The organism is Dethiobacter alkaliphilus AHT 1 (assembly GCF_000174415.1).
Taxonomy (GTDB): domain Bacteria; phylum Bacillota; class Dethiobacteria; order Dethiobacterales; family Dethiobacteraceae; genus Dethiobacter; species Dethiobacter alkaliphilus.
Map to the genome: position 1 here is coordinate 42,176 of NZ_ACJM01000016.1, position 13,199 is coordinate 55,374.

The following is a 13,199-nucleotide window of genomic DNA, read 5'->3' on the forward strand; positions in this document are numbered from 1 at the left end:
TACTTTTCGCTAAATAATGTGAAAATCCTGCAACAATATAAAAATAATGGCAACAAAAGTAGAAATAATTAACATAATGTCGCCACTTCCCAAGTGGGACACGGGAACCCCTTACAAGGACAGGCAGCTCAACGGCAACTGCCTCACTTTCAAGCCACTTTGCCTGTTTTTTAGCCCTAAAAACAAAAAAAAAGACAGCTAAGCTGCCTTTTTGCCCTAAGCCCCAACTCCATGCCGGTTCAACTGTAGGGTCTGACTTAATTCATAAGCATTATTACGCTTTGTTTGCTCTATTTCACCTAACAAATTATTTATCTCGGAAACAATTTTATGGTGTGCAATATAAGCAGCGGGTTCCGCGGCACAGGCTAACTGATCCATGGTGAGCCGCCGGCCTGGCAATTTGCTTAACAACACCTCTTTTAACTGTGCTTTGGCATCATCCAGCACCTGTACCTGCTCCATCAACTGGCCCTCCACTTGCTGCAGGTCGATCAAGCCCAGCATATCGCGCTCTTTAATGGCCTTGGCCTCCCAAAGAGCTATTTCCGCCAGCTTACCGTATAAAACCTTCTGTCTGGAATAAATCTCCGTCAGCCCGTCCAAAAGCTCTGTCAGAGTTACTTCCACAGCCATCCCTCCCCCGAATTAAAGGACGTAATCAACCATTATCCCCACAAAACTCTGCATATCAACCAACATCTCATTGATTTTATCCGGCTCCAGCTCCCGGATAATTTGCTGCGTTTTCTTCTCCATCACCAGAACAACCCAAGCCTCTTCATCCCAAAAGAATAACAAGTCAATGCCCAACGTCTCTGCAGTATCGTTTAGCTTTTTAACCGCAGCTGCCATTTTGTCACTGTCAGCCGCCTCTCTCTGCTGCTCCTTCTTCTGCCGCCCCTGCTCATTGGAAATATAGGCCTGCTCCGATTGCTGCACAGTATGCTTTTTCACTTTTTCCTGGATTCGGTTTAACATGATGGGGTCTACACCCTGCACCCGCATGGCTATCCCTCACTTCCCGAAACATCATATTATACATTCATCGGCACCAATTAACTCAACTTTACACCTATCTACAAAATTTTTTTATAAATTTTTCCTAAAGTTTTGCAGCTTCCCGCCGAAAAGATAATTAACAACATGCCAAAAACTGAATACAAGAGGTGAAGAAAATGAGAATAGTGACAAATAATCCCCCGCCCCAACCGGATTCCCGCCACACCACAGACGTCTCCCACTCGCAGCAGGCGCAAAAAAAAGATGTGGCAATCCAGGGCAAGAATCCGGCACAAGAAATATCTCCCCAAGAAACCGATCACGCCGTGGAGCAGCTGAACAAAACATCCGATGCCCTCAATCTTAGCCTGCGCTTTAAACTGCATGAAGGCACCGACCGCATGATGGTGCAAGTGGTGGATACAAAGGCCGATGAAATCATCAAAGAAATGCCCCCCGAAAACCTACTCAACGTTGTAGCACAGATCCAGAACATGGTGGGTCTGATGCTGGACGCTAAACGCTAAAAGGAGGAACCTATATGTTAGCAAACCCCTATCAAAAGTACAAACAAAATCAGGTAGAAACTTCATCACCACAACAACTAATCATCATGCTCTATAACGGTGCCATTAAATTTCTAAAGCTGGCACAAATGGGCATTACTGAACAGAGCATAGAAAAAGCACACACCAACATCATTAAAACCCAGGACATAATTAATGAATTAATGGCCTCCTTAGACATGAACCAAGGCGAAGTAGCCTCACATCTCTACTCACTTTATGATTACATGAACTCCCGCCTATTGGAGGCAAATCTAAAAAAAGATACCCAAATCCTCTCTGAAGTAGAAAACATGCTCACCGAACTGCGGGATTCCTGGGTCCAGGCACTTAAATTTGTTCAATAAAAAGATGGCCGGCGCGCCATCTTTTTTTATATATAGCACTAAAGCTTTTCTCACCCCCGCCGATATATATACCAACAGCAATTTACGGAGGGATACCGTTGGAACAATTACTCAATGTCCTAAAGCAACAACAACAAGCACTGACTGATTTAATAAATGTGGCTCTAAAAGAACGGGAAGCCATCCTTACCCGGGACAAAGAACAAACAATAGCAGCCCTTAAACAAAAGGAAAACTTGCAACAGAAGCTCTCTTCACTGGACAAAGAAATCCATAACTTTTCCGCAGGCAAAACCCTGCAGGAAATCGCCGCCACTTCCAAGGATGAAGAAACCCTGCTTGAACTGCGGCAATCCCTTAAAACCTTACTTCGTGAAGCACAAAGCCTGAACACCACCAACATGGTTCTCTTGAAAAACGAACTGGCCTACCTGGGGCAAATCCGCGAGATAATTTCACCGGATGCAGCAAACACCCCCTATAACGCCAGCGGAGCAATCAACAAGCAGCAAGCAGAACTAATGATTAGCACACGCGCCTAACTGGGAGGAAGATAAATGTCCACATTCTTTGGTTTAAATATCTCACGCCTGGGCATGCAGGCCCAGCAAAAAGCTCTGGAAGTAACAGCCCATAACGTGGCCAACGCCAACACCCCGGGCTACAGCCGCCAGGTGGCCGGCATGTCCACCACCACCCCTCTTCCGTATCCCAACGGACAAGGCATGCTGGGTAGCGGTGTCAAGGTAAGCCAAATTGCCCGTGTCCGCGAACTGTTTCTCGACAATCAAATCCGCGACGAAATGCACATCCTGGGTAACTGGGAAAGCCGCAAAGAATACTTAAGCCAAGTGGAAATGATCTTTATGGAACCTTCCGACACCGGCTTCAACTCCGTCCTCAGCACATTCTTTGACAGCTGGCAGGAACTGAGCCTGAGCCCGGAAAGCTCTCCGGCCCGTGCCGCCCTGGTTGAAAACGCCAACTTCCTGGTAAATTCCATCCAACATACCTACACACAATTGGAATCAGTCCGTGCCGACATCACAAAAGACATTGAGCTCAAGGTAAACGACTTAAACTCCCTTGCCGAACAAATCAAAGATTTAAACCAACAAATTACCACGCTGACAGCCAAAGGCGATAGCCCCAATGATTTAATGGACCGCCGCGACCTGCTCTTAGACAACCTGGCCAAAATGGTGAATTACGATCTGCACATTGCTGATAACGGTGCCGTCAACATCTTCATCGGAGGCCGCCCCCTTGTCCAGCAAAACATTGTAAATACCTTAAAGACAGTAGAGGGCACACCTGAACAAAACAGTGAGTGGCTACCAGGCCCGCAAATAGTCTGGTCCCGCGATGAACGCCCAACGCAAATTAACAGCGGCGAAATCGCCGGCCTGATTGCCACCAGAGACGATGACCTGCGCAAGTACATGGAAGAATTCGAAAGCATGGCCTGGGGTCTGGTTGACTCTATTAACGAGTACCACAATAACGGCATGGATCTAACCGGTGAATACGGTATAGATTTCTTCACAGGCGACCACCTGAAAACTATTGGGGTTAACAAAGATATTCAAAATGATCTGAGAAAAATAGCCGCCTCAACGCCACCGATTCCCCGGGGAGAAGATGGGTCAGAAGAAGCACCATTTAAACCTGCTCCCGGTGACGGCAGCAATGCCGTACAAATTTCTCAACTCCGCAACAGCCGGATCACCGTGAATTCAGATGCCAAAAACCTGAGGGGCCGCCTGGAACTGGATGACGAAGGCGGCACCACTTTCGCCAACTTCTACAGAGACACCATCGCCCGTTTGGGCGTGGACTCCCAGGAAAGTATCCGCATGGCAACCAACCAAACCTCCCTGGTAGAAATGATGTCTGATCGCCGAGACTCCATCTCCGGCGTCTCCATCGACGAAGAAATGGCCAATATGGTTCAGTTCCAGCTCTCCTACCAGGCCTCCGCCCGGGTTATCACCACCCTGGACGAGATCTACGACACTCTGATTAACCGTATGGTCCGCTAAACACTTAGGAGGTGCCGCAAATGCGCGTAACCCATCAAATCATAAAAAACACGGTAATCCGTAATGTAAACCGCAACCTGAGTACCATGAACCACTATCAAAACATGCTCTCCTCCGGGAAGGCCATCAATAAACCCTCAGAAGATCCCATCGCCGTCTCCCGCATTCTGGGCTACAACACTTCCCTGGATAACAACGAGCAATACAAACGCAACATCGATACCGCCCGCTCCTGGATCGACACCACCGAAGACGCTCTACACGGCATTAACGAAGTCCTGCAGCGCGCCCGGGAACTGGCAGTGTACGGAGCCAACGACTCACTATCTCCGGAAGATCGTCGTGCTCTGGCCATGGAAGTGGATGAACTCACCAATGTCCTTGTCCAGTTTGCCAACACCAGCTACGAAGGCCGCAATGTCTTTGCCGGCCATCAAACAACCACCGTCCCCTTCCATCGGGACGGAGAAGGTGAAGTTGATTACCATGGCGATGAGGGAGCAATCAGGTGGGAGGTTGCCCCTAATGTTATAATTCAGGGCAATATCGACGGAGAAAGCCTGTTTATGCATGAAGATTCTCAGATATTTTCCCGTATGAATGAATTGAAAGATGCCCTGAATAGAGCTGATACCGCAGACATCAACCAATCCATTGCAGATTTATCCCAAAGCATTGACTGGGTTCTGGACAAGCGTGCCGCCCATGGCGCTCTCAGCAACGGCCTGGAACTCACCGAAAATAACAACGGTGCTCAAAAACTGAACCTGACAACTCTGCGCTCCAAACTGGAAGACATCGACTTTGCCGAAACATTTATGAATTACTCCACCATGGACACACTGTACAGAGCATCTCTTTCAGCCGGAGCCAGGATCATGGTACCCAGCCTGGTAGATTTCCTAAGATAAGGTGGTATTAAAAATGACTAAACCAAGCAAGCTCACTTTAACAATGACCCCACCCCTGATGGGCTTTGAAGATACTACTACATACACCCTACAGCCCCTCCCTGATAACGCCTGCTTCTTTACCCTGGAAGCCCAAGACGGCCCCTCCTTTATCCTCACCAAACCCCATTTCTTTTTCCCCGACTACCGCGTGCAGGTAAAACAATCCGATTTGGCGAATATAAAAGCAGAGGGAACGGAACCGGATGTGTACCTGATTGTCACCGTACCGGAAAAGGTAAGTGACATGTCCGCCAACCTGATGGCGCCATTACTTGTGAACGCACAAAAAGGACTGGCCTGTCAACACGTAATGCACGACTCACCATACAGCACACGCCACTATCTTTTCCCTCCGGAAAAACGCCGCCATTGCGGCTAGGAGGAAATAATGCTCGTACTCACGCGTAAATCAGGAGAAAACCTGATAATCGGAGACAACATAACCATAAAAATCCTCGAAATCAAGGGAGACACGGTTAAAATAGGCATCGATGCCCCTAAAGAAGTGGCCATCCATCGTGAAGAAGTTTTTGAGGCCATCAAAGAGGCTAACCGCGCCGCAGCCCTGTCCCCCAAAAAAATACCAACACTGCCTACTCCTGAAGAATAATCAAACAGCACCCATCGGTGCTGTTTTTTAATACTCCTATGTAGTTAACCACACAATGCATCAGAATCTCTTGCCTCCACAAAAACGCTCACTATATCCGGATCGAAAACTGTCCCGGAGCAGCGCTGCAGCTCCTGCAAAGCGGCACATTTGCCCAGAGCCTGCCTGTACGGCCTATCCTCCAACATAGCATCATAAGCCACAGCCACCGCAATAATCCTGGAATATAAGGGAATTTCCCTTCCCTTCAAACCCAGTGGGTAGCCTTTACCATTCCACCACTCATGGTGATACAAAATAGCGTCTGCAATATGGCTTAAATCAACGCAGGAGCGAACAATATGATAACCGGCCTCACAATGACCTTGCACAACAGCCCATTCATCTGGGCTCAACGGCCCTTGCTTATTGATTATTTCATCAGGTACAGCAATTTTTCCGATATCACACAGCTCAGCCACCAGCGAGAGCTCTGAAAGCTGCATCTTTGTTAAACCCAGCGACTCCCCAATATCACCGGCTGTCTTCTTCAGCCGTTTAGTATGTTCTGTGGTCTGGTAGCCCCTCTTCTGCAGCTCCTGCACTATAAACTTAATCAGCCTGCTGCGGAAGTTCTTATTTTCCTGCAATTTATTATTATACATCTCTTCTTCCGCTCTCTTAAAAACACTATGCATATCTTCGGAGACAACGCCCTTTGTTGCCACTCCCAAAGAGATATTCACAGGGATATCTTCGAAAGTAATCTGCCCAAAACATTCTTTTACCCTTTCAACAACCTGCCAGGCTACCTGGTACTCTGTTTTCGGCAAAAGAATAACAAACTCGTCTCCACCCCACCGGGCAATAATATCTTCTTTCCTAAAAAACTTCCGCAACAACGTAGCTGCTTCTACTAACAGCTCGTCCCCTTTATGGTGACCAAAAATATCGTTACTAAGCTTTAATCCGTCCAAATCGCCAACCACTAAACTAATGGGCAGATTTTCTTTACAATTCATAAACTGCAATATTTCTTCAAAATAGCTTCGATTATATAAACCTGTCAGCTTATCATATTTGGTAAGATAATCAATTTTTCTTTGTCCTTCTAACAAATCCGTTCTGATCTTCTGAAAATAGCCGGTAATCAGGCTCAGGGCAGCAGCCAGCCCAATAGACCCTACAAAGACATGGAAAACCGAAACAGAAGCAGGAAAGCTTACCTCAACAACCGGATAGAAAAAGATGCCCAAGCCCCACAAAATAAAAGCAATCCCCACCAGGTAACCGATTGGCCCCAAAAACTTCTTTGTCCTAATAAAGGCCACCCCCGCACCCCAGTACAACAGTCCCACAAATATAGCGGCTGAGAGCAAATAAATCCATGAGGGTAAAGCAAAAATCTGCACCCCTGCAAACAACAGCACATTACCCCCCAGAAAATACGCCCACCATTTAACGCTTCTTTCCAGAAAATCATTTACCCCAATATAAATCAGTACCGCACTACCCAACGTTGACAGATAATTAACTGTCAACAGCAAAGGCGTTTCCTGGTATGAGAACATAGCAAGCCTTGCCCCATAACTAACCACCAGCAATAACCATCCCAGAGACCAAGACAGCATATATCTTTTTCGCTCAATACCATACAAACAGCTATATAAAAAAAATAAAACCACCGAAACTGCAAAAGAAGTCATGATAATTGAGGACTGATCTAACATACGCGGCCTCCTCACTGAATACATTTAAATTTGCTGTGAATGGTCTGATTATATCAGATTAATACTCTCCGTTTTTCCCGCCTGCTGATATAGGCTATTTTCATGACTTGGCTATTAAAGGTTCACTAGTAGCTTTTTTTGTATTTGTAAATTACAGTACATTCCGAGGTCTGAGATATCTGGACTTAAATTTAGTATTCCAACCTGTTATGTCCATAGATAGCAATGCCTCTACGAGACAGTGTAAGGTCTAAGTACTCTCTCTAATTCTGCTTTCCAATCTTTAAAGGCTGGTAGAGCTTCTTCTCCTACTTGTTTTTCTAAATCTGCATTTTTTCCACTTTCATAGCTTGATACGACTATACTCATTTTTTCTTTAAGATTATCTCCTAAGAAGTTCGTCTTGTTTTCTGGAAGTTTCTGAAGTATTGGCTGAACGGCTTTTTCAATACTTACAATGCCTCCCATAGCATCTTGTAAAAGTTCTAATGCTTCCTCATAGCGTAGCTCTGTTAATTGCTTTTTTATATATTCAAGTCCTTCTTCTATGGTTGGAAGAAGTTGCAGGATGCTGTGAATCACTTCTATGTTTTCAATTTTCATAAAAAAACTCCCCTTCTAATTTTTAACTAATATAGACATATAAGCTAAAGTATCATATCCACTATCTTTTAAGAGCTTTATAATTTGTTGAATGTATTGATTGTTATGAAGTACCACTTTTGTAAAGGATTGGATTATTTTTATAACTAATTCATCATTAAGCTCTTTATGGTATCCTGCCATTCCAATCATGTGAAATTTTATCATTGCATATAGCAAACAAAGGAAAATGTAAGAATCCCAAATAGATTGATAAGAGCCAAAAGGCATCATCTCCTTAAAAAATTCATTAACAAGATAATTCTCAAGAATGTGTTCTTTTTCTTTTAAATAAGGTCTTAAAAATTCTTGATAATTTCTATCATATTTATCTTTAACCTGTTCAATATCATCAGTTTCCACAAAACCTATTCCCTGGAAGGTCTCCTTTAAGCACTCCATATATCGTTTACTGCTAATTCCTAGACTAAATTTATGATTAGCTATCGTTTTTGCTACTTGCATTTGAACTTCACTTTCTATTGGAATTTTTGCAAGCTCTGACTTAAAATTACCGGCCTCAATCATGCTATTCATAGTCTCTAACATTAGTGGAATATCCCTTACACGACCTTCTAATTGTATAACTTCAATTTTTTTGTATACAATGCCAAGAATTACTAGACGTTCTGCTAAAGAGTAGTCTCTATTTTGTAGAAGGCACAGACTAAACATTCGAATTTCCCAGAAAAACCTTTGTGGCTTGTTTAAAAATAAATGTCCTTGTGTATCAAAAGTACCGTGAATTTGGATAGTTTCCTCTGCATTTTCTTCTACTTGCTCAAAACTAATGCCTTCTAAACTTAGAATTCCTAGTCGCACAATTTCTGGGCAAGACGGAGTGGCACTTCTTTCAAACGCTCCATCTATTTTTTTAACATCTCTTGGGTAGAATGTGCACGTATTCGAGAGGTATTCTTCTCCTGCAAAGATGTAGATTTTACAAAGATTTTCTTTATTAAGAAAGGGGCACTTTCCGTTTCTATCCATCTTAATTTTTCCATAACAAGCATTGCTTTTATCGTTGTGTTTACGGTTTACCATTTTCTCTATAGTTAACCTTAGTTCTGGCTGATTCAGTTTTTTATATGCTAAGTACGTTTTTTTATCCAAATCCACTCTCCAACCAATGCAGCAACTATCTTCGCAGTCCGATCCAATACAATGGAAATTTTTCAAGTATTCTGGTTGTAATATGATTCTTTTTCTTTGTGTCATAGAAATATCTCCTTTTTCCATATCTGAAAAGGATCAGAGGTATAATTCCCCTGATCCTCTTAATGCTTTTCTATATTGCTAACTATGTTAAGACTTGAGAAGTTTATTTAATATCGGTACAGAATTATCCCAATAGTTGCAATACAGATTGAGGAGCCATATTAGCTTGAGCCAACATTGCTGTTGATGCTTGCTGAAGAATATTTGCTTTAGTAAAATCCATCATTTCTTTAGCCATGTCTACATCTCTAATTCTTGATTCTGCTGCTTGCAAATTCTCTGCAGCATTATCTAGGTTTTTAATAGTATGCTCTAATCTGTTCTGCCAAGCACCTAGCTTTGAACGCCCTGCAGACACATCAGTAATAGCTGTATTTACTAATTCTACAAAATCTTGTGCCTTATCTGAATCAGATACGTCAACAACTAATGAACTAATAACATCATCCAGTTTAATCCCTTTAATGGTTAAATCTAATTCCATTTCCTCCCCTTTATTAGCACCTACTAAAAGGTTTACTTTACCCGCCGTGCCTGCAGTTCCATCTAATACATTCTCAGTGTTAAATTGGGTATTATTGTTAATTCTCGTTAGTTCTAGTTTTAATTCATCCAGTTCATCTTTAATTGATGTTCTGTCTGCCGCAACGTTAGTGTCATTAGCTGCCTGAACGGATAGCTCCCTCATTCGCTGAAGAATTGCATGCGCTTCCTGCAAAGATCCTTCTGCAGTTTGAATCATTGATATACCGTCTTGTGCATTTCTAGAAGCCTGTTGCAAACCCCTGATTTGACCTCTCATTTTTTCTGAAATTGAAAGCCCAGCAGCGTCATCTCCAGCCCGGTTGATTCTAAATCCTGAAGATAGCTTCTCCATTGAATTAGCACCTGAATTGTTGTTGATGCTCAACTGACGATGGGTGTTCATTGCCATGATGTTGTTGTTAATTCTCATTTTTCTTCCTCCTTGAATTTATTGCCTCCATTCCTTTGGAGACTTTATTTACAGAAAAACAGCTCCTCGGCAGGTCGGCCGCCCCGCGAATTAGCTACTTTTTCTTTCACAAGTATTATCGACAAGGTATCAACAAACTTTATATAGAAGCATTAATTTTTTTTTGAATCTATGAAAAACCCTTCCGATTGTAGTGAGGTCTTTTTATATAACACTCCAGCTTTTTTCTCTGCCTGAAACATGAGAATATCTTTTTTTACTTTATCCCGGCTTACCTGTAGATAATCTGTGACTTTTTTATTCAAGATAGCGGTTTTCTGCAAAACCGAACGCATTTCATAGTGCAGGTTTTTAATTTCAGGAGAAAGCCCACCTTCATCGTTGGTAACAACAGAATCCTGTTGAAATTGAGTAATTTCATCCATTATTTGCTGCCTTTTGGAAAGAAGTTTATCTATTTGTTTCTGATCTTGAATGCCTTGAGCACACAGATCTGCTAAAGCTTCAGTTACACTATATATTACACGAAATAGCTGCAGTTGGTGTGACAGCTCCATCTCCGTGCTCAGATGTTCCAAGTCTGACATACTCTGCCTCTCCCTATATTAAAATTGCTGCAACTGCATCATTAGCCAATCGCCTTGTGAATGGAGTTGCTGTAATGCCTTTTCCATAGCGGTAAACCTTCGATAATACTGCTCTTCTCTGCGTTGCAGCATTTCATTGATACGATCAATCTGCCGGTTTACCTGTTTAATTTGATTATCATAATAGTTATCGAACTCAGTTGTATCGCCTACAATTCCGGCCCGTTCCAGCAGTACTCCTTTCCTACCGTTGCTATTTCTCGTGGTGCGGATATTATCCTGAAGGATATCGCTTAAACGGTGAGCCAAGCCTGACTCCTGATAGCGCTGGGAACGATCTTCTGCGGACAAGTTTGGGCTATAGGAGATATCGGAGCGGCGGGCAAACAGATCCACCACACTGTCGGGATTTTCAGCAATAGCAGCGCGCAAATCATTGCCACCGTTCTTGAGAACCAGTTTGCCGTTATCCAGATAATTGCGTGATGTTTCGATACCGATGGAAGAGAGATGACCTTCTCCAACCATATCATAAAGAGCAGAGCGCATATTCCTCAGCATATTCTCCAACGCCGAGTCCCGACGTAAAAGGCCGCTTTGAGCTTTCTCCTCCCAGAGCTCAATCTCTCTGTCACTCATTGCTTCTTTCTGCTCATCTGTCAGGGGAGGGAAGCCGCGGAAACGTTCTTCATTTAACTTACCGCTGATATCATCAATTAACTGGTTATAGTCACTGATAAATTTTTCGATGGTATTAAAAATGGCATCGGTGTCTACCGATACATTTATTCTGATTGTTTCAAGAGGAGCTTCAGGATCAACGGGCGGGTCAACTTGCTGATTTATGGAGTATGTAATACCGTCAATGGTAAAAGAGTTGGTCGTTCTGGTTCCTTCAAAACCATTGATTCTAAAAACCGCATCCCGACCGGATTGCCCCACTTCTCCTTCAGCATTTGGCACCAGACCAAGAGCGGAGAAGAAGTTACCACCGTCATCGGTGGTGATATGTCCTGCTCCCGTCTCCCTTGCGGTCATGGTAAAGGTGTCACTGAATGTGCTGTAGGAAACCTGCACACCAGCGTTACTATTATTAATTCGTTGAAGGACGCTACCAAAAGTGTCACTTTCACTTATTTCAATTTCTACATCATTGATAGTCAAAGAAAATCGCCCATCCTCAAAATTAAGGACGCCTTCGCCTGCCGCTTCCCCTAACTTACTACTGATAGTAGCCATTGTATCCGTCATGCTAAGCCGCATTCCTTCTTCATGACCAGCGGTAACTTCATTTGCTATCGCTTTAGCAGCAGTGGCACTCTGAAGCACTTGAAACGTAGACTCTCCCTGGAAAGCGATGGCGCCAGCACTGACGGAGACAATACCCGGCATGCTGGAGGTTGCTGACATTTTTTTCATTGCCGAGGCAGAAGTAAGGTTCGTCTCGGGTTTTAGGATATCAAAGTACTGGTCGCGAAAACTACGAACTTTGTTGGTCATTTCGCGGTACTGTTCTTTTTGCCACTGCAGCGTCTGGCGCTGCTGGAAAGTGCGGTCCACCTTCATGCGTTCCACACGCATCAGGTCGCGAATAATCTGTTCTGTATCAAAGCCGGAGGCTATACCTCCGATACGTAATGTGCTCATGGGTGAAGCCTCCTTGTGTTAAAGATAAATCCTACTTCTTATCGTCTAGCATTGCGGCGGCGATTTTTTTGGTGTCCAGCGTATACTCGCCTTTGGCAATAGCTTCTTTGAGCTGCTCCACCCGCTCCGTTCTTACTTCGGGCGGAACCGAGGCTGCTTTAACCAGTTCCTGCACTTTGGCTGCTTCGCCGGAAATGGAGAGCTTATCGCCCTTGGCAGATTCTTGAGGGCTTTTGGCCTTTGCTTTTTCGTCTGCCTGGGCTTTATAAAGTTTGTTAACCTGAATGCCGTGGTTGTTGTTAATTTTCATGGAAAACACTCCTTTAGCTTGCTCACCTATTGTATCGGCAGGATGGCAAATTACTTTACCCTCAGAATACAAAAATATATTTTTTGAGAAGATAAAGACAAACATATTGAGTAAGGTGGGATTTAGATGTTATCGCTAACTAGCTGGAATCCGTACGGCGAATTTGCCAGGATGGCTGAAGAGCAGCGGCATATGCGTTTTCCCGACAGTCCGTTTCTGGATATGAAGGGGCAGCCTTATGACAGGATGCCCGGGCCGACCGTGGATATCCATGAAACGGAGAAGGAAGTGCTGGTCAGTGCGGAGATACCGGGAGCTAATCCGGATGAATTGGACATTACCGTGGATGATATGCAGATTACTATAAGTGGAGAAATTAAGCGCCGGGCCGATAGGGAACGGGACGGCTACCGTATGGTGGAGAGGCGTTATGGTAGATTCTCCAGGACCGTACCGCTGCCGGTGGAGGTAAAACCGGATGAAGCCTGGGCAGATTATCATCATGGTGTATTGGAAGTACGGATTAATAAAGTAGAAAACGGGCGGATACGCTCACGCAAATTAAAAGTAAATACACAGCAACACTAAAAAATGCGACCGCCTGGTCGCAT

General features: G+C 44.0%; 17 protein-coding genes. 8 read left to right on the plus strand and 9 right to left on the minus strand.

The features are described from left to right. Positions 1-216: 216 nt before the first annotated feature. Both flgN (DEALDRAFT_RS13030) and DEALDRAFT_RS13035 read right to left on the minus strand, forming a co-directional pair. A complete protein-coding gene (gene flgN, locus DEALDRAFT_RS13030; RefSeq protein WP_008518255.1) occupies positions 217-630 on the minus strand; it encodes a flagellar export chaperone FlgN in 414 nt (137 codons plus the stop codon). Between the two features lie 18 nt (positions 631-648). Continuing rightward, on the minus strand, positions 649-1,008 hold the full coding sequence (locus tag DEALDRAFT_RS13035) for a flagellar protein FlaG (RefSeq protein ID WP_008518256.1): 360 nt from the start codon (positions 1,006-1,008) through the stop codon (positions 649-651). 170 nt (positions 1,009-1,178) lie between these two features. On the opposite strand from DEALDRAFT_RS13035, the gene DEALDRAFT_RS13040 reads away from it, so the two are divergent. From DEALDRAFT_RS13040 to csrA, 7 genes are all read left to right on the plus strand, one after another. After that, a complete protein-coding gene (locus DEALDRAFT_RS13040) occupies positions 1,179-1,529 on the plus strand; it encodes a flagellar protein FlaG (RefSeq protein WP_008518258.1) in 351 nt (116 codons plus the stop codon). 14 nt (positions 1,530-1,543) lie between these two features. Further along, positions 1,544-1,915, plus strand: coding sequence for a flagellar export chaperone FliS (gene fliS, locus DEALDRAFT_RS13045; RefSeq protein ID WP_008518260.1), 372 nt, complete (start codon positions 1,544-1,546; stop codon positions 1,913-1,915). 98 nt (positions 1,916-2,013) lie between these two features. Continuing rightward, complete coding sequence (gene flgN, locus DEALDRAFT_RS13050; protein WP_008518262.1) at positions 2,014-2,457, plus strand: flagellar export chaperone FlgN; 444 nt, start codon at positions 2,014-2,016, stop codon at positions 2,455-2,457. A 15-nt stretch (positions 2,458-2,472) separates the two neighbouring features. Further along, positions 2,473-3,957 (plus strand): flagellar hook-associated protein FlgK, encoded by a 1,485-nt coding sequence (gene flgK / locus DEALDRAFT_RS13055; protein ID WP_008518265.1) that lies wholly within the window; start codon positions 2,473-2,475, stop codon positions 3,955-3,957. A gap of 20 nt (positions 3,958-3,977) precedes the next feature. Further along, positions 3,978-4,868: a flagellar hook-associated protein FlgL gene (gene flgL, locus DEALDRAFT_RS13060; protein WP_008518267.1), complete on the plus strand. Its 891-nt coding sequence runs from the start codon at positions 3,978-3,980 to the stop codon at positions 4,866-4,868. Positions 4,869-4,881: 13 nt separating this feature from the next. Further along, the gene (gene fliW, locus DEALDRAFT_RS13065; RefSeq protein WP_008518269.1) at positions 4,882-5,289 is read left to right on the plus strand and encodes a flagellar assembly protein FliW; all 408 of its coding nucleotides are present in this window, start codon (positions 4,882-4,884) and stop codon (positions 5,287-5,289) included. Positions 5,290-5,298: 9 nt separating this feature from the next. Then, on the plus strand, positions 5,299-5,520 hold the full coding sequence (gene csrA, locus DEALDRAFT_RS13070) for a carbon storage regulator CsrA (protein WP_008518271.1): 222 nt from the start codon (positions 5,299-5,301) through the stop codon (positions 5,518-5,520). 44 nt (positions 5,521-5,564) lie between these two features. Here the strand turns inward: csrA and DEALDRAFT_RS16225 are convergent, their stop codons facing one another. From DEALDRAFT_RS16225 to flgM, 7 genes are all read right to left on the minus strand, one after another. Then, entirely contained in the window at positions 5,565-7,229 is a 1,665-nt protein-coding gene (locus tag DEALDRAFT_RS16225) for a bifunctional diguanylate cyclase/phosphohydrolase (RefSeq protein ID WP_008518273.1), read from the minus strand. A 231-nt stretch (positions 7,230-7,460) separates the two neighbouring features. Further along, positions 7,461-7,832 (minus strand): hypothetical protein, encoded by a 372-nt coding sequence (locus DEALDRAFT_RS13080; RefSeq protein WP_008518275.1) that lies wholly within the window; start codon positions 7,830-7,832, stop codon positions 7,461-7,463. Between the two features lie 15 nt (positions 7,833-7,847). Continuing rightward, positions 7,848-9,089 carry a flagellin lysine-N-methylase gene (fliB, locus tag DEALDRAFT_RS13085; RefSeq protein ID WP_008518277.1) on the minus strand — a complete coding sequence of 414 codons (1,242 nt, stop codon included), beginning with the start codon at positions 9,087-9,089 and terminating at the stop codon, positions 7,848-7,850. 124 nt (positions 9,090-9,213) lie between these two features. Further along, positions 9,214-10,044, minus strand: coding sequence for a flagellin N-terminal helical domain-containing protein (locus DEALDRAFT_RS13090; protein WP_008518280.1), 831 nt, complete (start codon positions 10,042-10,044; stop codon positions 9,214-9,216). Between the two features lie 152 nt (positions 10,045-10,196). Further along, positions 10,197-10,631 carry a hypothetical protein gene (locus DEALDRAFT_RS13095; protein ID WP_008518281.1) on the minus strand — a complete coding sequence of 145 codons (435 nt, stop codon included), beginning with the start codon at positions 10,629-10,631 and terminating at the stop codon, positions 10,197-10,199. An 18-nt stretch (positions 10,632-10,649) separates the two neighbouring features. Further along, positions 10,650-12,278 carry a flagellar filament capping protein FliD gene (gene fliD, locus DEALDRAFT_RS13100; RefSeq protein ID WP_008518282.1) on the minus strand — a complete coding sequence of 543 codons (1,629 nt, stop codon included), beginning with the start codon at positions 12,276-12,278 and terminating at the stop codon, positions 10,650-10,652. 31 nt (positions 12,279-12,309) lie between these two features. Continuing rightward, positions 12,310-12,588 carry a flagellar biosynthesis anti-sigma factor FlgM gene (gene flgM / locus DEALDRAFT_RS13105; protein ID WP_008518283.1) on the minus strand — a complete coding sequence of 93 codons (279 nt, stop codon included), beginning with the start codon at positions 12,586-12,588 and terminating at the stop codon, positions 12,310-12,312. A gap of 126 nt (positions 12,589-12,714) precedes the next feature. On the opposite strand from flgM, the gene DEALDRAFT_RS13110 reads away from it, so the two are divergent. Next, positions 12,715-13,176 carry an Hsp20/alpha crystallin family protein gene (locus DEALDRAFT_RS13110; protein ID WP_008518286.1) on the plus strand — a complete coding sequence of 154 codons (462 nt, stop codon included), beginning with the start codon at positions 12,715-12,717 and terminating at the stop codon, positions 13,174-13,176. Positions 13,177-13,199 lie beyond the last annotated feature (23 nt).

Bases quoted from the DNA above. Each gene is read 5' to 3' on its own strand.
- DEALDRAFT_RS13035 (WP_008518256.1), bottom strand. From the start codon at position 1,008: ATGCGGGTGCAGGGTGTAGACCCCATCATGTTAAACCGAATCCAGGAA.
- DEALDRAFT_RS13040 (WP_008518258.1), top strand. From the start codon at position 1,179: ATGAGAATAGTGACAAATAATCCCCCGCCCCAACCGGATTCCCGCCAC.
- fliS (WP_008518260.1), top strand. From the start codon at position 1,544: ATGTTAGCAAACCCCTATCAAAAGTACAAACAAAATCAGGTAGAAACT.
- flgK (WP_008518265.1), top strand. From the start codon at position 2,473: ATGTCCACATTCTTTGGTTTAAATATCTCACGCCTGGGCATGCAGGCC.
- flgL (WP_008518267.1), top strand. From the start codon at position 3,978: ATGCGCGTAACCCATCAAATCATAAAAAACACGGTAATCCGTAATGTA.
- fliW (WP_008518269.1), top strand. From the start codon at position 4,882: ATGACTAAACCAAGCAAGCTCACTTTAACAATGACCCCACCCCTGATG.
- csrA (WP_008518271.1), top strand. From the start codon at position 5,299: ATGCTCGTACTCACGCGTAAATCAGGAGAAAACCTGATAATCGGAGAC.
- DEALDRAFT_RS16225 (WP_008518273.1), bottom strand. From the start codon at position 7,229: ATGTTAGATCAGTCCTCAATTATCATGACTTCTTTTGCAGTTTCGGTG.
- DEALDRAFT_RS13080 (WP_008518275.1), bottom strand. From the start codon at position 7,832: ATGAAAATTGAAAACATAGAAGTGATTCACAGCATCCTGCAACTTCTT.
- fliB (WP_008518277.1), bottom strand. From the start codon at position 9,089: ATGACACAAAGAAAAAGAATCATATTACAACCAGAATACTTGAAAAAT.
- DEALDRAFT_RS13090 (WP_008518280.1), bottom strand. From the start codon at position 10,044: ATGAGAATTAACAACAACATCATGGCAATGAACACCCATCGTCAGTTG.
- DEALDRAFT_RS13095 (WP_008518281.1), bottom strand. From the start codon at position 10,631: ATGTCAGACTTGGAACATCTGAGCACGGAGATGGAGCTGTCACACCAA.
- fliD (WP_008518282.1), bottom strand. From the start codon at position 12,278: ATGAGCACATTACGTATCGGAGGTATAGCCTCCGGCTTTGATACAGAA.
- flgM (WP_008518283.1), bottom strand. From the start codon at position 12,588: ATGAAAATTAACAACAACCACGGCATTCAGGTTAACAAACTTTATAAA.
- DEALDRAFT_RS13110 (WP_008518286.1), top strand. From the start codon at position 12,715: ATGTTATCGCTAACTAGCTGGAATCCGTACGGCGAATTTGCCAGGATG.